Genomic DNA, 21,161 nt, shown 5'->3' with positions numbered 1-21,161 from the left:
TTCATTCAAAATAAGTATAATGCCCCCTTTAAGTTTCTACATTCTGTAAAGATTCTAAAAGGCAAGATTCTAGGTAAGGAGTAAAAAATGGAGTATTTGTATATCAAGGCGTTTCATATTGTGGTGCTTGTATCGTGGATGGCTATGTTGTTTTATCTGCCGCGATTATTTGTGTATCACGCTACGCATAGGGATAATGCGGATTTTGTGGAGATTGTCAAACTTCAAGAGATAAGGCTATTTAAATTTATCGGTATGCCTGCAATGGTGCTGACACTTGCCACAGGTGTAGCGATGATAGCTTTAAGTCCAAGTTTGCTAAAACCCGCAGATTCTGGAATCTGGCTTCATATCAAGCTAACAATCGTGCTGCTGCTTGTGGTGTATCACTTTGCTTGTGGATATTTTATTAAAACTTTAGGGAATGGCTCGTGTAAGAAATCACATACATTTTTTAGAATCTATAATGAGATTCCTACAATCGCCCTTATTGTCATTGCGTTTTTAGCAGTGTGTAAGCCTTTTTAGGAGGGAATTATGGCAAAGCTTTGGGGAGGGCGATTTGAGCTAGAATCTAGCTCACTTTTAGAAGAGTTTAATGCTTCAATTTTATTTGATAAGATTTTGTGGCGTGAGGATATACAAGGCTCAAAAGCCCACGCTCAAATGCTTGAAAAAATCGGCGTCTTAAGCAAAGATGAACTAGCACAGATTTTACAAGGGCTTGAATCTATCGCACAGGAGATAGAATCTGGTGATTTTAGCTTTAAGATAAGTGATGAAGATATACATATGGCAATAGAATCTGCCCTAACAAAGCGTATCGGTGAAGTGGGTAAGAAACTTCACACCGCAAGATCTCGTAATGATCAGGTAGCGGTGGATTTTCGGCTTTTTGTGCTAAGGAATAATAAAGAGATTCAAACTTTGCTTTTGGATCTTATGCAAACACTTTTAGACATTGCACAAGAGCATACACAAAGCATTATGCCCGGAATGACACATTTGCAACACGCCCAGCCCATTAACTTTGGCTTTCATCTTATAGCGTGGGCGTGTAACTTTAAGCGAGATGTGGAGCGTTTGGAAGATGATTATAAGCGGAATAATTTTTGTCCGCTTGGCAGTGGGGCGTTAGCCGGGACACCTTATGGGAATGATAGGGAGTTTTTAGCTCAAACGCTTGGCTTTGCAAAGCCTACGCTTAATGCGATGGATTCGGTGAGTGATAGGGACTTTGCCCTTGATATGCTCTATAGTTTATCTATGATTGCTATGCACCTATCGCGTGTGGCTGAAGAGCTAGTGCTATGGAGCAGTGCGGAGTTTAAGTTTGTATCCCTTAGCGATGCGTATGCGACAGGAAGCTCCATTATGCCCCAAAAGAAAAATCCCGATGTGCCTGAACTTTTGCGTGGGAAAAGTGGGCGAGTGTATGGCTCACTCATAGGATTATTAAGTGTAATGAAAGGTTTGCCTTTTGCCTACAATAAGGACACGCAAGAAGATAAAGAGGGTGTGTTTGATGCGATTAAAAATGTGAAAATTTCTTTGCGAATTGCTAAGGAGTGCATTCAAACTATGACAATCCATACAGAAAATATGGCAAAAATGGCAAAATGCGGACATTTGAGTGCGACTGATTTGGCGGATTTTTTGGTGCGTGAATGTGGCGTAGCATTTAGAGACGCACATCATATCACAGGGCAGGTTGTAGCGTATGCGGAGCATAAGGGCGTGGATATAAGTGAGTTAGCTGAATCTGAAATTTTAAGTATAGATTCTAGGATAAAGGCGGGGGTAAAGGCAGTCTTAGCTTTAGAATCTTCTATGAACGCAAGGGATACACTAGGTGGGACTTCAAGCAAACAAACACAAATTCAAATAAATGAGCTTATGGGCTTTGTAGCACAAAGATTAAAGGAATGTAATGGATAAGCAGAATCTTCACAGCACAGCCCCACAAGAAAAGCAAGATAAAATTGTCAATATGTTCGATGAGATTGCCCCAAGCTATGATAAGGCAAATCGCGTGATGAGCTTAGGCATTGATGTAAGTTGGCGTGTGAGCGCGTGTAAAAAGGCATTTGAAGCGTTGGGGAAAGAAAATATTGAATGTGTGCTTGATGTGGCTTGTGGCACAGGCGATATGCTTTGGCATTGGCAAAATGAAGCCAACAAGGCACAAAAGCATATTGCACATTTGCTGGGGATAGACCCATCAAGTGGTATGCTAGAAGTGGCTCATCAAAAGTTGGATTCATTGCTGAAGCAGGGGAGACTTAGACTTGAGAAGGGCGAGGCAAAGGCATTAAATGTAGAATCTCAAAGTGTGGATATTCTATCAATCGCTTATGGATTGCGGAATGTCGTGGCTCTTGAAGAAGCATTAGATGAATTTGTGCGTGTTTTGAAGCCCGGCGGTGTGGTTGTGATTTTGGAATTTATGAATAACGAGAAAAAGGGTGTTTTTGATTCTCTTATGCGATTTTATACTTCTAAGATTTTGCCTTTAGTTGGTGGGCTTGTGTCAAAAAACTATGCGGCATATAAGTATCTGCCAGATTCTATACAGCATTTTGTAAGCAGTGAAAAACTCGCACAGAAGCTTTTAGATAGAGGCGTGAAAAGCTACTTCGTAAAGTCATATAGTGCGAATATTTCCACATTGTATGTGGGCGTAAAAATTTAGTGAAGCTTTAATTTTAGCCTTAGAATCTTCTCTCAAGTCTCACGGGAGAGTCCAGCAAATGTGGTAAATTCTCCCATTTTTCTAAAGCAAATATGTAAAAAAGTGATTTTGGTAACAAAGTTATTCTTTTATTTTACTTTTTTTTATACTCATTTACAAAAATGTCCTAACATAAAGAGAACTTCAAATGCAGGTTCAATACGTAATAATCCCCTAACGCACAAAGCATTTAAGCTTGTATAAGCCTAGCCCAAAGCGTGAATATAAGGAAGGAGCAAGGAAATGAGCGAGGATTCAGAAGTAGTTTTAGTTGGTGGAGGGATTATGAGCTTGACATTAGCAGCAATGCTAAAAGAGCTTAAGCCTTCAGCACATATTAGTGTATATGAAATGCTTGATGATGTTGCGTTGGAAAGCAGTATGGTATGGAACAACGCTGGGACAGGACATCAGGCACTTTGTGAGTTAAACTATACACCAAAAAAAGAAGATGGTAGCATTGATATTTCAAAAGCGGTAAGAATTAATCAGCAATATGAGCTTAGCAAGGAGTTTTGGGCGTATTGTGTAGAAACTGGAATCTTAAAAGAACCACAGACTTTTTTAAATCCCGTGCCGCATTTAAGCTTTGTGGTGGATCATATCGTGCCGTATTTAAAGCAACGCTACGAGACACTTACATCAAGCTGTCCGCTTTTTAAAAATATGATTTATTCCGAAGATAAAGAGCAGATTAAGCAATGGGCTCCGCTTTTACTTGAAGGGCGAGATGAGAATCAGCCCATTGCTGCGACATATATGCAGGAAGGCACAGATGTGGATTTTGGCGAGATTGTAAGGCAGTTTAAAGAAAAGCTTAGCCAAAAGGATAACTTTAATGTCTATGTGAATCATAAAGTGCAAAATCTTATCAAGCAGGGCAATGCTTGGCTCTTAGATGTGCTAGATACAAAGAGTGGAGAGAAAAAGCAAGTTAAGGCAAAATTTGTATTTTTAGGTGCAGGTGGTGGGTCGTTTCCATTATTGCAAAAAAGTGGCATACCCGAAGGTCGTGGTTATGGTGGATTCCCCGTTGGTGGTTTGTGGCTTGTGTGTAAAAATCGCGATGTTATTGATAAGCATAATGCAAAGATATATGGCAAGGCGTCTATTGGTGATCCACCGATGTCAGTGCCACATTTGGATACGCGTATTATTAAGGGTAAAAAAGAGTTGCTTTTTGGTCCGTATGCGGGGTTTAATACAAAGTTTTTAAAACACGGCAGTTTGCTTGATTTCCCTATGTCTGTGCGTTTAAGTAACTTTTTACCTATGTTTCAAGCGGGTATTGATAATGTGCCTTTGACGATTTATTTGATTAAGCAGATTCTAATGTCAAACAAGCAGAGAATGCGTAAGCTTCACGTGTTTTTTCCTGATGCGAAGCTGGAGGATTGGGAGGCGTTATTTGCAGGACAAAGGGTGCAGATTATCAAAAAAGATAGCAAGGGCAGGGGAAGTTTGCAATTTGGCACGGAAGTCATCACTTCAAGCGATGGGACTTTGGCAGCATTGCTTGGTGCGTCGCCGGGAGCTTCAACAGCTGTGGATATTATGCTGCAAGTGCTTGAGCGTTGCTTTAGTGAAGAGATGAAAAGCAGTGCGTGGAAAGATAAACTTGCCGAGATGATTCCATCGTATAAGCGACCATTAGAGGATAAAATTACGCATTTCAACGAGTGGCGTTCTAGAACAGCCCAGATTCTCAAAATGCCTTTTTGTGCGATTTAGCCCTAAAATCCGCCTTTCCTAACAAATATAAGATTCTGGGCTGTGTGCTTAGAATCTTAACTGATTGAATTCCCACATTGAGTTGATTGACACGATCAAATACTCCAAAATCTTAAATCCTATATAAAAATAGAATTGAGCTATGAATATTTAAGAATTTGTTTGATAAGCCCTTGAGTAAGTGGGCGTTTGTTTAGAGTTGCTATATATAATTCTCATTTACTTTTTGATTGTGGGGAAAAGAATGAAAATCCTTGATACGCGTATTTGTGAGTTTGATAAAGAGTTTGCAAAGATTCTAGAGCGTGGCAAGATGGATATGGGAGAGGTTTCATCTATCGTGCAAGGTATCCTTGAAGAGATAAAAAATGAAGGTTTTGGGGCTTTGCAAAGGCATATTGCTCGTTTTGATAAGTGGGAAGCAAAAAGCTTACAGGATTTGCAAATCTCTCAAACGCAGTGTGCCAAAGCTTATAATGATTTGCCAAAAGATTTAAAAAATGCTCTGCATTTAGCCTATGATAGAATCTACGCCTTTCATCAAAAGCAAAAACAGCAAACTTGGATTGATTGTGAGCCAAATGGCACTATGCTTGGATCCAAGCTTACACCTATGGAGCGTGCAGGGCTATATATCCCCGGTGGCAAGGCTGCCTACCCAAGCTCTGTGCTTATGAATGCAATCCCTGCTATTGTTGCTGGTGTTAAGGAGATTGTGCTTTGTTCTCCTGCTCCATATAATGAGCTTAATCCACTTCTTTTAGCAGCCTTGCATTTATGCAACATTACAGAATCTTATAAAGTCGGCGGGGCAAGTGCCATAGGGCTTATGGCGTATGGGATTGATGGGGTGAAAAAGGCAGATGTTATCACAGGTCCGGGCAATATTTTTGTTGCTTGTGCGAAGAAGCTTGTGTTTGGTGAAGTCAATATTGATATGGTGGCAGGTCCTAGTGAAATAGCCATAATCGCCGATAAGAGTGCAAACCCGCAATATGTGGCTTATGATTTACTCTCTCAAGCTGAACACGATGAAATGGCAAGCTCCATTCTCATAAGCGATGATATGGGCTTGATTGAAAAGGTCCAAGCACAGATAGATGAGATTCTGCCTACAATGCCTCGCTATAAGATTGCTAAAAAAAGCATTGAAAATCGTTCCGTTTTGATACATACGCGTGATATAAATGAAAGCATAGAGATAGCTAATGCCTTGGCGGCCGAACATTTGGAGATTCTCACTAAAGCTCCATTTGAAGTTTTACCCTTTATTAAACACGCTGGAGCAATATTTTTAGGGGAGTATTCAAGTGAGCCTATTGGCGATTATCTAGCCGGTCCCAACCATACGCTGCCAACGGGTGGTAGTGCGAGATTCTTTTCTCCTTTGAGTGTGGAGCATTTTATGAAAAGAAGCTCTATTATCTCATTTTCACGCAATGCGTTAAAGCAAATGGGAGAATCTTGTGCGATGTTAGCAGAATGTGAATCTCTCCACGCCCACGCACAAGCAGTTTTAAAAAGACTGGATTCTATAAAGGAGTAGGGCAGAATGGAAGATGCGTTTTTTGAGGGAAGTCCATTACAAAAGTGGCAGGAGATTATTTGCAATGCTTCGCCTACTTTAGTTGGATTGGAATTAGAGCGGTTATTAGAACGCGTGGTGGTGTATGAGGCACTTTTGGAGCAAAAGGGTGTAGATATAGATAAAGCCTTTAAGGCGTATTATTTTGATGAGACGCATAAAGAAGAGATAGAAAGTAGCAAACAGAATCTCGCAATAACTTCTATGGCAACTATATTGGGAAATTATGAATAAAGTAAAGTTTGTCTTTCCCGTACCCGTATATGTTGTATTTTTGTGGGCTGTGTTTTTTATAGCACAAGCTTATGGGGCGATTCCACAATGGAGCTGGGAGAAGAGCCTTGAGCTTAAAAAGGAGCAGGTGTATAGTGCGAATTTTGACTTAGGCAATGTGCAAAAAAAGCTAGAATTCCGCTGGACATTGTTTAAAAATCAAGGGCTTGTGTTGCATATCCGCTATGATAAGTTTAATCATCAAGTTGTGCTATATAAAGACTATCAACGCAATGCTTTTAGAATCCCGCTTGCTAGGGGCGATAATACGCTTAAAGACGATCCGCAGCTACTTTTGTATTTTAAAGATTTTGCTGATAAGAAGGCACATTTGAAGCTGTATATTGAGGGGCTTGGCGTATCTGTGCTTGATGAAAATCTTTCACAAGGAGTGGATTGATGGGCTTGGAATTTGCGTTGGAGCGGATTAAGGCGTATATTGATATGTATATCAAGGAATGTGGCAATGATGAAGTGCTGAATCTTAGCTCTCATCTTAGTCAAGGTAAAATGCTAAGAAGTAAGCTTTTACTCGCTATTAGCGGTGTGAGTGAAGATTCTTTAAGGGCGTGTGCGTTAATAGAGATGATTCAAAGTGCCTCGCTTTTGCACGATGATGTGATTGATGAGGCACAAACACGGCGGCAAAAGCCATCAATCAACGCTCTTTTTGGGAATAAAAATGCCATTATGCTAGGCGATGTGCTGTATTCTAAGGCGTTTTATGAGCTAAGTTGCCTTGATGTGCGATTAGCCCAAAGCGTTTCTTCAGCGGTGGTGAGACTATCCATTGGCGAGATTGAAGATGTTTCACTTGCTTCAAGATTCCATACTGACAAACAAGCTTATATTAAAATGTGTGGAAACAAAACTGCTGCTCTTATTGTCGCAGCAGCGGAGTGCGGAGCAATACTCAAGGGGCTAAATAAAAATATATATAGAATCTATGGCGAAAATCTAGGTATTGCCTTTCAAATTATTGATGATATTTTAGACTTCACACAAGATTCTAAAACGCTTGGCAAACCTTCAATGAGTGATTTTAAGGAAGGCAAGGTAACGCTACCGCTTATGCTTATGTATGAAAAGCTAGATGAAAATGAGCGTGAGATCGTGCAAAATTTGTGGGCAAAAGAATTAAGTGAAGAGCAAGAGATTTGGATAAAAGTGCGAATGCAAAAACACAATGCGATCTCTCAAAGCATAGATGAAGCAAAAGTATATGCCAACAAAGCCTTTATGGCTGTGGCAAATGAGAATAATGCCAAACTACAAGAGATTATCACGCAGATGATTGAGCGGACATTTTAAGGGTGTAGGGGTGGATATGCAAAGACAAGAAGAACAAAAAACGCAATATATGGTTATAAGTTTTTCACATAAAAATACAGATATTGCTATGCGTGAAAAGCTCAACATCACTCAAGCTAAGATTCTGCCCTTTTTACAAGAAATAAATGAAAGTGAAAGCATAAGTGAAAGCATTTTGCTTTGCACTTGTAATCGCATTGAAATTTATGTGAGTATGTATGATAGGAAAATAGCTAGAAGCCACATATACGCTACTTTAGCAAAATACACAGGCTTAGATTCTATACTCATAGAGCAAAATGCGATTGTGCGTTTAAATGAATATGCGATTTATCATATTTTTGGTGTGGCTTCAAGCCTTGATAGCCTCGTGGTGGGTGAAACGCAGATTACAGGGCAGCTCAAAAATGCCTATAAACTCTCTTTTGACAACAAACTATGTGGTAAGGATATGACGCGTTTAATGCACTTTGCCTTTAAATGTGCGGCAAATGTGCGGCAGGAGACGGATATTTCAGCCCATAGTGTGTCGGTGGCTTCCACAGCGGTGCGTATGGCAGAGCATAAGCTTAAGCAAGTGGGGCAGAATCTAGATTCTACTCACGCCCTAGTCATTGGCAGTGGGGAAATGGGACGCCTTGTGTGTAAGCATTTATTAAATGCCGGAGCAAAAATCACACTGCTTTCCCGCACAAAGCAAAACGCTTACAATCTTGCTGGAGAGTTAGATTCTAAGAATGTCAATATAGAATCTTTTGAGAATCTCGCAGAGATTCTCAATAACTTTACTTTGCTTTTTAGTGCCACAAGTGCGACAGAGTGTGTTATCAAAGCAGATATGGTAAAATCTAGTCAAGTCAAGCGTTTATGGTTTGACTTAGCCCTGCCGCGTGATATAGAATCTGTAAAAATGGCGGATTTGGAGATTTTTTGCGTTGATGATTTACAAGAGATTATCAAAGAACATAAGGGTGCGCGTGATGAGAGTGCTAAAGAAGCGCATAAGATTTTAGAATCTTATACGAGAGATTTTTTTACTTGGTTGCAGACTTTGAGTGTTGAACCTATAATCAAGCATATCCGCTATTTAGCCAAGCAATCTTCACTTAAAGAGCTTGATAGGGCGATTAAGAAAGGATTTTTACCAAGTGAGTATCGTCAAAATGTAGAAAAGATTCTGCACGGGGCGTTTAATAGCTTTTTGCATAATCCCACGATGAGACTAAGACAGGCGAGTGAAAGTCATCAGGGCGATCCCATCATTGAAGCGATGAAAAGTATGTTTGATATTGGCGATGAAGTTGTTATGCTAAGTAACTACAAATGCGAAAAAGACACCACAATTGTAAAGGAAGATATATGAGATTTTCACAGCTTTTTGTTAATACCTTAAAAGAAGCCCCAAAAGATGCCCTGCTAAAAAGTCATCAATACCTTGTGCGAGGTGGATTTATTCAGCAGGTTGGCAGTGGGATTTATAACTTTTTGCCGCTTGGAAAAAAGCTCCTTGATAAGGTGCGTTCCATCATCAAAGAAGAAATGGATAAGACAAATGCACAGGAGATTCTAATGGGTTTTGTTACCCCTGCGGATTTATGGCGTGAATCTGGGCGATATGAGAAGTATGGGCGGGAGCTTTTGCGTTTTGTGGATAGGAAAGAGAATGAATTTGTGCTGGGACCTACGCACGAAGAGGTGGTAACTTTCATTGCTAAAAATGGTGTGAAAAGCTATAAGCAACTCCCCATTCATCTCTATCAAATTCATACAAAGTTCCGCGATGAAGTGCGTCCGCGTTTTGGGCTTATGCGTGGGCGTGAGTTTATTATGAAAGATGGATATAGTTTCCATAGTAGCTTTGAAGATTTGGATAGAGAGTTTGATGTAATGGAGCAAACTTATAAAAGAATCTTAGAACGCATAGGTGTGGATTTTAAAATTGTAGAGGCGGATTCTGGGGCGATTGGTGGGAGTGGGAGCAAGGAATTTATGGTGCTAGCTCCTTGTGGGGAAGATACGATTGTAGTGTGTAAAAACTGCGAGTATGGGGCAAATATTGAGATAAGCTCAAGGGCTTTGCGAACCTCTCCGCGTCCAAGTGAGCTAAAATATGATAAGAATCCGCCAAAAGCGGAGTTTGCAAGGTTCTACACGCCAAATGTGAAAAGCATAGAATCTTTAAGCGAGTTTTTTAAAGTAGATAGATTCTATCTTTTAAAAGCTGTTGTGAAAAAGGCGTTAAGGGCTGATGGGAGCTTTGAGCTTGTGTATAGCTTTGTGCGGGGTGATGATGAGATTGAAGAGACAAAATTACTCAACACCATTAATCGTGTGGATAGCTCCTTTTTAAGCCTAGAAGATGCAGAATCTTGTGAGCTAAGAGAGAGTGGCTTGGAGGCTGGATTTATAGGACCTTATGGCTTGGGGCATATCACGCAAAGTCGGCATATTTATTTTGATGAGAGTTTAAGAGAAGCTAAAGGGCTTATTTGTGGAGCGAATGAAAAGGATTATCACTTTGTGGGTGTGGATTTAGACACATTTGAGAATCTTAGTTTTGCAGACTTAGCTCAAACACAAGAGGGGGATTTGTGTCCTAAATGTAATGGGGAGTTGTATTACACAAAGGGTATTGAAGTAGGGCATATTTTTAAGCTTGGCACGAAGTATTCTCACGCGATGAACGCACAATTTTTGGATAAGGACGGCAAGGCACAGGATTTGATTATGGGGTGCTATGGCTTTGGCGTATCTAGAATCTTACCGGCAATTTTGGAGCAAAAAAGCGATGAGCTAGGCTGTGTGTGGGGAAAAGAAGTTAAGGTTTTTGATTTAGCCATTATTATTTCAAATGTCAAAGACATAGCACAAAGTGAGTTTGCTACAAAAATCTATGAAGAGTGCAAGGCTAGGGGCATAGATGTTTTGCTTGATGATAGAGATGAGCGATTTGGGGTAAAGATGAAAGACTTTGAATTACTTGGATTTTCATTTGCTTTGATTGTGGGCAAGGGCTTAAATGAGGGACGATTAGAGCTTATTAAGCGTGAGGGGTTAGAAAAGTTTGAAATTCAATGCGATGAAAACATACTTGAAAATCTGCTTGGGATTCTAGGGCGGAATAGCTAAGGGGGTAAAAATGCAAAATGTTGCGGATAGAAAACTTATCATCGGCACACGCGGAAGTGCGTTGGCATTGTGGCAAGCACAATATGTGAAAAATTGCTTGAAAGATGAATGTGGGCTAGATTCAGAGCTTAAAATTATCAAAACGCAAGGCGATAAGATTCTTGATGTGCCTTTGGCAAAAATCGGTGGCAAGGGGCTTTTCACAAAGGAGCTAGAACAAAAGCTTTTGAATAAAGAGATTGATTTAGCTGTGCATAGTTTAAAAGATGTGCCTGTGGAGATTCTGCCCTTGCTTGATTTGGCGGCAATTACAGAGCGAGAGGATTGCAGGGATTGTTTTTTAAGTATGAAATATGAGAGTTTAGAATCTTTGCCGCAAGGTGCTAGGGTGGGGACAACTTCACTTCGCCGCTCTATGCAGATTAAAGCTTTTCGTGCGGATTTGGATACGCTAAGTTTGCGTGGGAATATACAAACGCGTTTAGAAAAGCTAAAAAATGGCGTGTTTGACGCGATTATCTTAGCTCAAGCGGGTGTGAAGCGGCTAGGCATTGATGTGGAAAATAATGATATGGGGATTTGCCATATTGTGCCTTTGGATTTTATGATACCTGCTATGGGACAGGGGGCTTTGGGTATTGAGATGAGAAAGGATAGCCCATATTTTGAGACTATCTCAAGGCTTACACATAAGAGAAGTGTGTTATGCGTAAGTGCTGAACGCTCCTTTGTGCGAGAGCTTGAGGGTGGCTGTCAAGTGCCAATAGGCGTGCAAGCGGTGTATGAAAATGGGATTTTAAGGCTTAGGGCTATGGTGGGATTGCCAAGTGGGCAGGAAATATTGCAGGAGAGTTTGGAAGATTCTATGTTAGAAGAAGACAAGGCAAAGGCAGAATCTCTTGGCAAATATCTCGCTCAAAGCTTTATTGCTAAAGGGGCTAAGGAGATTCTATCTCGTGCAAGAGATATGGCATTTGCGTGATTTTGCGGATTTTAGATTCTAAAATCCTAAGTCTTGAAAGAGAACTTTTTTATGAGATGGTATCCCATAGTTTTTGCCAGTGAAGTCGTATTTTTCAAAGATAGAGATTTGAAATGCCACACAAAATATAAAAAATACAACGCCAAGGCAAAAGCCAAAAATGATTTTAAGGCTTGAAACTAGCACAAGGGATACATTAAGCTTGGATATATTGCGGAAAAAGGTATTACACACAATACTTACTATAACAAAGCTTTCCCATATCACAAACCAAGGAATCATAAAAATTTGATTGCTTAAATATAGGGTAGCAGGTAGCCCTGTGAGAGAAAAGGCAACAACAAGGGCAAGGCATACACCAAAAACAATAAGGTTTTGTCGCAATGTGGGGATAAATACAAGAAAAAACGCAGGAAGATTCACAACAAAAAGATAAGAAACAAGGATAATGCCCCTTGACATAAGCTCTAAATAAGTGTGTTCAAAAAGTGGCGTTTGTGTAATGAAATATCGCCAAGCTAAAATGCCAAGAATGCAGAGTGCCGCATAAAGCACAAAGAGAAAGGGCAGGGAAAAGATTCTTCCTTTGTTTTTTATGCTGTTATGAGAATCTACTTCATTCCCTTTATGTTTTGGTGTGTTAGTTTCCAAGATTCTAGCTTTTAAGGCGGATATGAAGTTCTCTTAGCTGTTCATCGCTTACCGCACTTGGAGCGAGAGTAAGCGGACAAGTAGCCTTTTGTGTTTTAGGGAAGGCTATCACATCGCGGATACTCTGTGTTTTAGCCAAAAGCATAATAAGTCTATCAAAACCTATGGCAATCCCCCCGTGAGGTGGCGCTCCAAAGCTTAGGGCTTCAAGCAAGAATCCCAACTTATCTTGTGCTTCATCATTGCTAATCCCAAGTAGCTCAAACACGCGTTTTTGAATGCTATCTTTATGGATTCTAATGCTCCCACCGCCGAGTTCAATGCCATTTAGCACCACATCATAGGCAATAGATTCTATCTCTTCAACATCATCTTTGTCTAAATCTTTTGGCATTGTGAAAGGATGGTGCAGGGCTTTTACCCTGCCATCTTCTTTTTCAAACATTGGGAAATCCACCACCCACAAAAACTTCCGCATATTCTCATCAATAAGATTCATATCCATAGCGATTTTTAGTCGCAACCGCCCCATATAATCCCACACGACTTTTTTCGCCCCAGCACCAAAGAAAATAATGTCATTAGGCTCCGCCCCCACGCGTGAGATAAGCTCACTCATAGCAGATTCTGAAATAAATTTCACAAGCGGACCTTTCAATTCGTTTTCTTTCACTTGAATATATGCCAAACCTTTAGCCCCAAACTTCCGCACAAACTCTTCTGCCTCGCCCAAACTTTTGCGTGTAAAAAAGCTATCTCCACCTTTGACACAAAGTGCCTTAAAGCGATTATTTTTAGAATCTTGAGCGATATTTTTAAATATCTCATTATTAGAATCTAAAAATAAATCGCCAACTTCCACAAGGGGCATTTCAAAGCGTAAATCTGGCTTATCGCTTCCATAAGATTCCATTGCTTGGGTGTAAGGCATACGCATAAAAGGCACTTCAATGCTCTCACCACAGGCTGCAAAAATATCCTGCAATAATGTCTCCGCCATAGTAATGATGTCATTTTGCTCACAAAAACTCATCTCAATGTCAATTTGTGTAAATTCCGGCTGTCTATCCGCACGCAAGTCTTCATCTCTAAAGCACTTTGCGATTTGAAAATATTTATCAAAGCCACTCATCATTAGCAGCTGTTTAAAAAGCTGTGGGCTTTGAGGTAGGGCATAAAACTCACCAGAATGCACACGAGAAGGCACGAGATAGTCCCTTGCTCCCTCTGGTGTAGCCTTTGTGAGAACGGGTGTCTCCACTTCAAGAAAGCCCATTTTTTGTAAGCTATTCCTTGCTGCGATTGCCGCATCGGAGCGGATTTTAAAAATATTATAGGCTTTAGGAGAGCGTAAATCTAAATAGCGATATTTTAGCCTTAGCTCTTCATTCACACTTTCATCGCCAATGGCAATGGGAGGTGTGGGCGATTTATTTTCAATCACTAGGCTTTCAAGCACGACTTCAATCATTCCCGTTTTGAGCTTTGGATTTTCTAGCCCTTCACCACGAGCACGGATTTTCCCTTTAGCGATAAGCACATATTCATCACGCACACTTGAAGCAATGCTATGAGCCTGACTATTAGGGTCGCACACAAGCTGGATAATCCCACTTTTATCACGCAAGTCAATAAAAATTACGCCGCCGTGGTCGCGGTAAGTATTACACCAGCCACATACTTGCACTTCTTTGCCAATATGTTTTTCATTTAATTCTGCACACAAATGAGTTCTTAACATTTTTTACCTTTTTCAATATGATGTTGGGATTCTAAAAATCAATATCTACGAGAATCTGACGCAATGCTTGTTCTATCTCGGTGGGATTTGATTTACTAATAAAGCCATCGGCTTTCAGTCGTTCTGCCATTTGATGATTACTATCGCTACTCATTGATGAGTTGATAATCACAGGAATATGGCAAGTTGATGGTGTTTCTTTAATGCGTTTTAGCACTTCAAAGCCAGAGACAACAGGCATTTCTAAATCCGTGATAATCGCACCAATCTTTGCTGCCACACCCGGATTATGCAAGTAGTCAAGTAAAGCTTTACCATTAGGGAAGCTAAAGTATTTTAGCTCAAGCTTTTCTATAATTCTTTGCAAGGATTTTGCCGCCGATTTAGAATCTTCAGCCAAAAGCACGATTTTATCACTTGCTATACTTTGCAAGTCATTAAGCTCAAGCTCATTTGCAGCATTGCCCGCAGGAAATGCTTCTGTAAGCATTCGCTCCACATCTAGAATCTGTATCACAGAGCCATCATCATATTTTGTCGTTGCTGTGATCTTCGCATCACCATCAATGCCAAATTCCGAGCCGACATTAATATCATTCCAGCTTTTGTGGATAATGCGTTTCACACCCATAATCTTAAGCCCCACGGTGTTGTTTGAAAAACTACAAATAATCACAAGGCTTTTTTCGGTATTGAGCGAGTATTCTCGCAAATCTCTGTAAGGATTGTCCTTGCTATAATACAGCCATCGCCGCATATCCACAAGCGGGATTGTCTCATCTCTTACCGTGAGATAGCCTAGAATAATCCCGCTATTATCCCCAGCGGTTTCTGTTAGCTCATTATCATAGTAGATAATCTCACGGATTTTAAATACATTCATTGCATAAAGCTGATTTGTGCCCTCTTTTTCCTCTTCAAGTGTGAAGCATAAAAACTGCACTTCATTATTAAGGTGTAACGAAGTGGTTTTGTCAATTGCATTTTGTCCCTGTGTCAAACCCTGCCTCCAAATTTGGTATTTTCAAAACTTAGCATTTGCAAAATGTAGCATTTGAATGAAAGTGCTATAATTCTATCGCAAAATACATAAAATAGCATTAAATCCTAAAAACTTAGAATCTAAAGGGCAACTTATGACGCAGCAAGAATACAGCTCAAACATTCAAAAGCTCACAAAAATGGCATACCATTACTATGTGCTTGATGACCCAATCGCCACGGATAGCCAATATGATGAGCTGTATCATCAAGTCTTAAACTTTGAAAGGCAAAACCCAACATTGATTAGCCCACACTCCCCAACCCAACGCGTAGGCGACACGCCCTTAGAATCTTTTAGTAAAAATTCCCATATAGAGCGTATGTGGAGCTTAGAAGATATGTTTAATCAGGTGGAGATGCAAGAGTGGTGTGAAAGGATTTATAAAAGCTATCCGCATTCAAGCTTTACCTGTTCGCCAAAGTTTGATGGGGCAAGTCTCAATCTCTTATATCGCAATGGAATCTTAGTGAGTGCGACTACAAGGGGCGATGGCATTGCAGGAGAGCTTGTAACGAGCAATGCTAGGACGATTCAGAGCATTCCTTTAAGCATTGATTTTAAGGGCGAGATTGAGATACGCGGTGAAGTTGTGATAGCTAAAGATGATTTTGAAAAGATTAATAATGAGCGATTGGGGCAGAATCTAAGCCTTTTTGCTAACCCACGAAACGCCGCTGCTGGCAGCCTAAGGCAGCTAGATTCTAAAATCACAGCTAAACGCAAACTCCGCTTTATGCCTTGGGGGATTGGGGCGGGGCTTACTCAATTTGGTAGCTTTTATGAAGCGTTACAAAAAATTACAGATTTTGGCTTTGCTCCTGTGCCTTTCCTTACGCACTGTAAGGGGAGTGATGATATTATGCAGATGTATAAAATGCTCATATCAAAACGCGATGAATATCCCATAATGCTTGATGGTATGGTGATAATGCTAGATGAAATAGCGATTCAGCAAAGCTTGGGCTGGACGATTAAGGCTCCGCGTTTTGCGTGTGCGTTTAAGTTTCCAGCGGTGGAGAAAAGCTCTAAGATTCTAGATGTTACCCTGCAAGTAGGACGCACGGGGATTATCACACCTGTGGCGGAGTTAGAGCCTGTGGAGATTGAAGGGGCGATGATTGCTCGTGCGACATTGCATAATTTTAGCGAGATTGAACGCAAAGACATACGCATAAATGATGAAGTGATTATTATCCGTAGTGGCGATGTGATACCTAAGATTATTAAGCCTATAACTGCATTGCGTGATGGCACACAAATCCCTATCACAAAGCCCACGCATTGCCCCGTGTGCAAGCAGGAGCTATTGATTGAAGAGATTTTTATCAAATGTCAAAATTTGAGCTGTGAAGCACGAGTGATAGAATCTATTATCCATTTTGCTTCAAAAAAAGCACTCAATATTGATGGGCTTGGCGAAAAGATTGTAATTCAGCTTTTTGAAAAAGGCTTAATCCAAAGTATTTTAGATATTTACACACTGCAAGAATCTCAGCTTTTAGCCCTTGAAGGCTGGAAAGAAAAAAGGGCTAAAAATCTTATTGTAGCCATACAAAATACCATAGGTGTGGAGCTGTGGCGTTTTATCAACGCACTTGGGATTGAGCATATAGGCGAGGGGGCAAGTAAGAGATTGGCTCAAAGCTTTGGCAAAGACACTTTTAGTGTGGATTTTCAGCAGATTCTAAGTCTTGATGGTTTTGGGGAAGAAATGGCATATTCACTTATAGAGTTTAATCACGCAAACAAGGAGCTTATAGCAAAACTGCTTGAAATTATTAGTCCAAAAATTGAGCAGCTAAAGCTTGATGAAAGCCATATTTTTTACAATAAAAGCATTGTGCTAACAGGCACACTGAATAAGCCGCGAGATGAGATTGTTGAAATGCTAGAATCTAAGGGGGCAAAGATTAGCTCTAGTGTCAGTAAAAAGACGGATTTTGTAATTTATGGAGAAAAGGCAGGGAGTAAGCTAGAAAAAGCACAGAATCTAGGTGTTAAGACTTTGAGTGAAAAGGAGTTTATGGGGTATATGCAGGAAAGTTAAGCTAAGATTCTAAGCAAAAGCATATTTTAGAGATTTTGGACTTAAAGCAGACTCGCAAGTGATTGATTGAGTTTTGGGATTATGGATTTTAGTTTGAGTTTGGCTAGAGATTCTAATTTACAAGTTTTTAAATTTACCACTTGCCTTAAAGAATAAGGCTTACAGGCACTTTCAGCACACTTTTTTTGACAATTTTAGAATGCGGGAGTATATCAGGTGTTAGCTCTAAGCTCCCAGCGTGCGTGTCAGTTGGAAAAAATATAGCTAAATCTCCATTGCTTAAAAGAATATGTGTGCGATAAGGGGCATTTAAAGCTTCGTTGTTTGGGAGTGTATAGCAAGATTCTAGCACTCTATTTTTATCATTGCTAGAATATTGCTGTGTTTGCGTTCCTTTGGTATTTGTATTACTTAAGCAAAGATTCTGCGGTAGAGTGTTTTCATACACGATTAAATCTCTAGATTCATTGTAAGGGATTTTCACATCAAAAGTGTCTTTGTCGCCGATACACATATACTCATAGCCACTTATCACAAGCTGGAAGTCTAAATAGGCTTTATGCGTTTCAAAAAAAGCATTTTGAGCAGATTTTAGATAATAGCTCTGCTCAATGGCTCTAATACCGTATTCAAGGGGATAGCTCACTTCAATTCTATCTTGAGATTGTGGAATTTGAAGCGTTGAAATTCTTTTGTGAATCTCACTTTGCGGATTGAGAGCTTGAGAGATATATTCTTTTACGACATTGAGCTGTGGATAAGCTTTGAAAAACCACTCTAATGTCCTAGCTTGTGCGATAATTGCCATTTATAACTCCTTTTATAGATTGTGTAGATTCTAAACTCAAACAAATTTTCTAGCACTCTTTTTAAAAATTGCTAGAAAATCAATGAAAATATCGTGCAGTATGAGAATATCATCTATTTTTACTCGCTCATTGATGGCGTGGATTCTATCATTTGGGACGCCAAGTTCTACCACTTTGACACCAAAGGCAGAGAAAAACCTCGCATCGCTTGTTCCACCGCTTGTGCTAAGCTCCGCCTTTTTACCCACTTTTGTTTCAATCACGGCGTTGAGTGATTTTACAAGCTCTGTATTACTTTCAGTGATAAAGGGCAGGGAGCTTGTTTTAAGCGTCAGCGTATAGGGCAGTGTGTCAAGCACACCCTCTATATAATTGCGGATAGAATCTTCATTGCTTAAGGGAGAATTTCTCACATTAAACATTATTTTAAGATTCTGTGGCGTTACATTCACAACCTCCATACCCCCGCGAATATCGGTTATCACAAGTTTGCTTGGTTCAAAATAGCTATTGCCATTATCAAGATTCACTCCAGCCAAAAGCCCAAGTTTGCTCCCAAGCAATTCTATAGGATTAAGACATTTTTGCGGATAGGCGACGTGCCCTTGTTTGCCTTCAATGATGAGTGTACCATTAATGGAGCCGCGACGCCCGATTTTTATCGTATCGCCTGTGTGATGTGTGCTTGTAGGCTCGGCGACAATGCAGCAATGGGGCAGTAAGTGGCGTTTTTGTAGCGTTTCTAGCATAATCTTTGTGCCATAGATTCCATCTCCTTCTTCATCGCTTGTAAGCAGGATAGAGAGCATACAATTTTCAAGGCTTTGAGATTCTAAACTTTGGCAAATCGCACTCACAAAAGCACTCACGCCACTTTTCATATCCTGTGTTCCCCTGCCATAGATGTATCCATCTACTTCTTTAGCAGAGAATGGCTCATACTGCCAATTTTCCCCTGTGGGGACAACATCAATATGCCCAGCAAAGCACAAATGGGGCAATGCACCTATATCAGCCCCCTTTGGATAGAAAAGGTAAAAAAGGTTTTTTACGCCATTATTTTCTTGCTCAATCACAAGGCTTTCTAAAAGCGGGGTTTGAATCTGGCTAAATTTTTCCTTAATCATAGTGTAGATTCCACATTCCTGCGGGGTGATGCTAGGGAGTTTGACTAAATCTTTTAACAATGCCAAGGGCATAATCAGTCCTTTTTCTCGTGGTTATTTTGTAAGAATATTTGACTACCCGGGCTTTTGTAAATCCGCCCTACGCGTCCAATAAATTGTGGCAAAAAGTTTAAATCCTGCGTGTAAATTTCATCGGCGATATAAAAGCTTTTTGCTTCAAGTAGCACACTCTTACTATCGCCAAGCTCTAGCACATCATACAACTCACACATAAAAGCGACTTTTATCCCTTGTGGCACGGGTGGATAGCTAGATTCTATAATTTCAAGCGGAATGTCAAACTCACTCGCTTCACTCACATTAAAATCAAGTTCATTGCTAGAATTCTGCAAGGCTTCTAAATGTGAAAGCTCACACATACTGATGGTAGCTCTTTTTGATTGCATGATGTTTCTAAAGGTATCTTTTTGACTGCCATCACTTTTTTGCATTATACAGAGTGAAAAAATAGGCGGATTCACGCTGATGGGTGCAAAGAAACTAAAGGGTGCGAGATTTATCCCACCATTTGGAAAAATCGTGCTAACCCACGCGATTGGGCGGGGGGTTATGGTATTACTTAAAATCTTGTAGCGTTGTAATGGTGTGGAGCTATGTGCGTCAATTATCATCATTTAGCCTTTTTTGGTTGATTTCTAGCACTCTTATGGTAGAATTGATAACTTCTTGTGGCGAGATGAGATTCATACAATTATGATGTTTTAGCGGACACTCACGCTTTTTGCAAGGAGAGCAAGGTAAGTTAGCGTGAAGCAGGGCAATAGACTGCTCTGTGTGGCTTGGGGTATAGGGGGCGGTTTCATTTATATCTGTTGGTCCAAAAATGGCTACTATGGGTGTTTTTAACGCTGTGGCGATATGCATTGGTCCGCTATCATTTGTAATAAAAACATTCACGGCATTAATGTGGTCAATTAACTCACTTAGATTTGTTTTGTCTGTGAGATTATGAAAAAACTGCAAGTTTTTATGATTTTTTAAGGCGTCAGCAATGTCTGTATTTGCACTAGATTCAGCACTTGATCCAAAAAGATAAACCTGATATGCTTTATCTAAAAAATATTCTATCACGCTTACAAAATGCGACTGCTCCCACCGCTTGGCACTTCCAAAAGCAGCACCCGGATTTATGCCTACAATGGGTTTGCTTGGGCTTGTTTTTGAGAGGGCTAAATGTGCTGCTTCTATGGAGTGCGAGATAAGTGTTAAAGGCTTTGTTGAAAGGGCTTCTAGAATTTCATTTGGCATTAGAATCTTATGTGAAATTGGCTCTTTTGGGGCATTATTTGGCAATGTTCTTGTAAGGGTGCTAGAAAGTGTGTGTGCGACCTGCTCTCTTACTTGTAAAAGCGGGGCGATGAGAGAGAGATATAAAAGCACTTGATGATATTTTTTGCCTTGTAAATCGTGCTTTTGTAATTTTAATGCGTGGGTAAGCAAGAATCTACGAGCGTTTTTTGCGTAACCTATACGCACAGGGCTTTTTGTGAGATATAAAAGTAGGGCGGAAAAAAAGGTGTTGCTAAAAGTAATGGCTAAGTCGTGTTTGCCTATGGCGTTAGCTAAGTCTTTTGTGGCTAGGATTCTAGATTTAGCCTTTTTACTCTCATCAATAAAAATATGTTTAATGCGTGAATCTCGCTCATAGATTCCACAACTCGCCTTTGTGCCTACAATACTAAAATCAGCACAAGGGAAACTAAGCTTAAGCCATTCAAACGCAGAAGACACCATAACGCTATCGCCTAGCCAATTTGGCAGTCGCAATAAAATGCTTTTAACATCTTTGGTATAAATTGTATGATGAGATTGAAACAAGATTCTAGCTCCACAAATTAGCATAATGCAATAAAGTCAAAATTGTAGCAAAGAAAAAGCCAAAAAATTCAAAAATTAAAGTATGTGAGAATAAAAATAGTTAAAAATATAGCCGAAATAC

At 40.1% G+C, this 21,161-nt stretch carries 19 protein-coding genes; 12 read left to right on the top strand and 7 right to left on the bottom strand.

The features are described 5' to 3' along the window. The first annotated feature begins 87 nt into the window (after positions 1-87). From hemJ to hemC, 11 genes are all read left to right on the top strand, one after another. On the top strand, positions 88-528 hold the full coding sequence (gene hemJ / locus LS74_RS00550; RefSeq protein ID WP_002956755.1) for a protoporphyrinogen oxidase HemJ: 441 nt from the start codon (positions 88-90) through the stop codon (positions 526-528). Positions 529-537: 9 nt separating this feature from the next. After that, positions 538-1,938 carry an argininosuccinate lyase gene (argH, locus tag LS74_RS00545; protein WP_138128653.1) on the top strand — a complete coding sequence of 467 codons (1,401 nt, stop codon included), beginning with the start codon at positions 538-540 and terminating at the stop codon, positions 1,936-1,938. Then, positions 1,931-2,692 carry a bifunctional demethylmenaquinone methyltransferase/2-methoxy-6-polyprenyl-1,4-benzoquinol methylase UbiE gene (gene ubiE / locus LS74_RS00540; RefSeq protein WP_034585443.1) on the top strand — a complete coding sequence of 254 codons (762 nt, stop codon included), beginning with the start codon at positions 1,931-1,933 and terminating at the stop codon, positions 2,690-2,692. Before argH ends, ubiE begins: the two co-directional genes overlap by 8 nt. A 282-nt stretch (positions 2,693-2,974) precedes the next feature. After that, complete coding sequence (mqo, locus tag LS74_RS00535) at positions 2,975-4,462, top strand: malate dehydrogenase (quinone) (RefSeq protein ID WP_034585445.1); 1,488 nt, start codon at positions 2,975-2,977, stop codon at positions 4,460-4,462. 244 nt (positions 4,463-4,706) lie between these two features. Beyond that, the gene (gene hisD, locus LS74_RS00530; protein WP_034585447.1) at positions 4,707-6,008 is read left to right on the top strand and encodes a histidinol dehydrogenase; all 1,302 of its coding nucleotides are present in this window, start codon (positions 4,707-4,709) and stop codon (positions 6,006-6,008) included. A 6-nt stretch (positions 6,009-6,014) separates the two neighbouring features. Continuing rightward, positions 6,015-6,281 (top strand): DUF2018 family protein, encoded by a 267-nt coding sequence (locus LS74_RS00525; RefSeq protein WP_034585449.1) that lies wholly within the window; start codon positions 6,015-6,017, stop codon positions 6,279-6,281. Then, positions 6,274-6,720 (top strand): hypothetical protein, encoded by a 447-nt coding sequence (locus LS74_RS00520; RefSeq protein WP_034585451.1) that lies wholly within the window; start codon positions 6,274-6,276, stop codon positions 6,718-6,720. The genes LS74_RS00525 and LS74_RS00520 overlap by 8 nt, the downstream gene beginning before the upstream one ends. Before the next feature lie 17 nt (positions 6,721-6,737). Further along, the gene (locus LS74_RS00515) at positions 6,738-7,631 is read left to right on the top strand and encodes a polyprenyl synthetase family protein (protein WP_034585476.1); all 894 of its coding nucleotides are present in this window, start codon (positions 6,738-6,740) and stop codon (positions 7,629-7,631) included. 16 nt (positions 7,632-7,647) lie between these two features. Next, a complete protein-coding gene (gene hemA, locus LS74_RS00510) occupies positions 7,648-8,994 on the top strand; it encodes a glutamyl-tRNA reductase (RefSeq protein WP_034585479.1) in 1,347 nt (448 codons plus the stop codon). After that, the gene (locus tag LS74_RS00505) at positions 8,991-10,760 is read left to right on the top strand and encodes a proline--tRNA ligase (RefSeq protein ID WP_034585454.1); all 1,770 of its coding nucleotides are present in this window, start codon (positions 8,991-8,993) and stop codon (positions 10,758-10,760) included. The genes hemA and LS74_RS00505 overlap by 4 nt, the downstream gene beginning before the upstream one ends. Before the next feature lie 10 nt (positions 10,761-10,770). After that, positions 10,771-11,742, top strand: a complete 972-nt coding sequence (gene hemC, locus LS74_RS00500; protein WP_034585456.1) for a hydroxymethylbilane synthase — start codon at positions 10,771-10,773, stop codon at positions 11,740-11,742. Positions 11,743-11,760: 18 nt separating this feature from the next. Here hemC and LS74_RS00495 read toward each other — a convergent pair whose 3' ends face one another. The 3 genes from LS74_RS00495 to LS74_RS00485 are packed head-to-tail and all read right to left on the bottom strand — an operon-like array spanning position 11,761 to position 15,134. Then, positions 11,761-12,393 carry a hypothetical protein gene (locus LS74_RS00495; RefSeq protein ID WP_052086363.1) on the bottom strand — a complete coding sequence of 211 codons (633 nt, stop codon included), beginning with the start codon at positions 12,391-12,393 and terminating at the stop codon, positions 11,761-11,763. A 4-nt stretch (positions 12,394-12,397) separates the two neighbouring features. Then, positions 12,398-14,134 (bottom strand): aspartate--tRNA ligase, encoded by a 1,737-nt coding sequence (aspS, locus tag LS74_RS00490; protein ID WP_034585458.1) that lies wholly within the window; start codon positions 14,132-14,134, stop codon positions 12,398-12,400. A gap of 31 nt (positions 14,135-14,165) precedes the next feature. Then, positions 14,166-15,134, bottom strand: coding sequence for a chemotaxis protein (locus LS74_RS00485; protein ID WP_034585459.1), 969 nt, complete (start codon positions 15,132-15,134; stop codon positions 14,166-14,168). A gap of 136 nt (positions 15,135-15,270) precedes the next feature. Between LS74_RS00485 and ligA the strand changes: the two genes are divergently transcribed. Then, entirely contained in the window at positions 15,271-17,226 is a 1,956-nt protein-coding gene (gene ligA / locus LS74_RS00480) for an NAD-dependent DNA ligase LigA (RefSeq protein ID WP_034585461.1), read from the top strand. A 145-nt stretch (positions 17,227-17,371) separates the two neighbouring features. Here the strand turns inward: ligA and LS74_RS00475 are convergent, their stop codons facing one another. The 4 genes from LS74_RS00475 to waaF are packed head-to-tail and all read right to left on the bottom strand — an operon-like array spanning position 17,372 to position 21,064. Then, the gene (locus LS74_RS00475; RefSeq protein WP_034585464.1) at positions 17,372-18,034 is read right to left on the bottom strand and encodes a YhcH/YjgK/YiaL family protein; all 663 of its coding nucleotides are present in this window, start codon (positions 18,032-18,034) and stop codon (positions 17,372-17,374) included. Positions 18,035-18,070: 36 nt separating this feature from the next. Then, complete coding sequence (dapE, locus tag LS74_RS00470; RefSeq protein ID WP_034585467.1) at positions 18,071-19,234, bottom strand: succinyl-diaminopimelate desuccinylase; 1,164 nt, start codon at positions 19,232-19,234, stop codon at positions 18,071-18,073. 2 nt (positions 19,235-19,236) lie between these two features. Then, positions 19,237-19,833, bottom strand: a complete 597-nt coding sequence (locus LS74_RS00465) for a flavin reductase family protein (protein ID WP_034585469.1) — start codon at positions 19,831-19,833, stop codon at positions 19,237-19,239. Further along, entirely contained in the window at positions 19,823-21,064 is a 1,242-nt protein-coding gene (gene waaF / locus LS74_RS00460) for a lipopolysaccharide heptosyltransferase II (RefSeq protein ID WP_084584202.1), read from the bottom strand. Before waaF ends, LS74_RS00465 begins: the two co-directional genes overlap by 11 nt. Between the last annotated feature and the right edge of the window lie 97 nt (positions 21,065-21,161).

Source organism: Helicobacter magdeburgensis, assembly GCF_000765825.2.
Lineage (GTDB): Bacteria > Campylobacterota > Campylobacteria > Campylobacterales > Helicobacteraceae > Helicobacter_C > Helicobacter_C magdeburgensis.
The sequence above is the reverse complement of the archived record's forward strand: the minus strand, read 5'-3'. Positions and strand labels throughout refer to the sequence as shown.

Bases quoted from the DNA above. Each gene is read 5' to 3' on its own strand.
- hemJ (WP_002956755.1), top strand. From the start codon at position 88: ATGGAGTATTTGTATATCAAGGCGTTTCATATTGTGGTGCTTGTATCG.
- argH (WP_138128653.1), top strand. From the start codon at position 538: ATGGCAAAGCTTTGGGGAGGGCGATTTGAGCTAGAATCTAGCTCACTT.
- ubiE (WP_034585443.1), top strand. From the start codon at position 1,931: ATGGATAAGCAGAATCTTCACAGCACAGCCCCACAAGAAAAGCAAGAT.
- mqo (WP_034585445.1), top strand. From the start codon at position 2,975: ATGAGCGAGGATTCAGAAGTAGTTTTAGTTGGTGGAGGGATTATGAGC.
- hisD (WP_034585447.1), top strand. From the start codon at position 4,707: ATGAAAATCCTTGATACGCGTATTTGTGAGTTTGATAAAGAGTTTGCA.
- LS74_RS00525 (WP_034585449.1), top strand. From the start codon at position 6,015: ATGGAAGATGCGTTTTTTGAGGGAAGTCCATTACAAAAGTGGCAGGAG.
- LS74_RS00520 (WP_034585451.1), top strand. From the start codon at position 6,274: ATGAATAAAGTAAAGTTTGTCTTTCCCGTACCCGTATATGTTGTATTT.
- hemA (WP_034585479.1), top strand. From the start codon at position 7,648: ATGCAAAGACAAGAAGAACAAAAAACGCAATATATGGTTATAAGTTTT.
- LS74_RS00505 (WP_034585454.1), top strand. From the start codon at position 8,991: ATGAGATTTTCACAGCTTTTTGTTAATACCTTAAAAGAAGCCCCAAAA.
- hemC (WP_034585456.1), top strand. From the start codon at position 10,771: ATGCAAAATGTTGCGGATAGAAAACTTATCATCGGCACACGCGGAAGT.
- aspS (WP_034585458.1), bottom strand. From the start codon at position 14,134: ATGTTAAGAACTCATTTGTGTGCAGAATTAAATGAAAAACATATTGGC.
- ligA (WP_034585461.1), top strand. From the start codon at position 15,271: ATGACGCAGCAAGAATACAGCTCAAACATTCAAAAGCTCACAAAAATG.
- LS74_RS00475 (WP_034585464.1), bottom strand. From the start codon at position 18,034: ATGGCAATTATCGCACAAGCTAGGACATTAGAGTGGTTTTTCAAAGCT.
- dapE (WP_034585467.1), bottom strand. From the start codon at position 19,234: ATGCCCTTGGCATTGTTAAAAGATTTAGTCAAACTCCCTAGCATCACC.
- LS74_RS00465 (WP_034585469.1), bottom strand. From the start codon at position 19,833: ATGATAATTGACGCACATAGCTCCACACCATTACAACGCTACAAGATT.
- waaF (WP_084584202.1), bottom strand. From the start codon at position 21,064: ATGCTAATTTGTGGAGCTAGAATCTTGTTTCAATCTCATCATACAATT.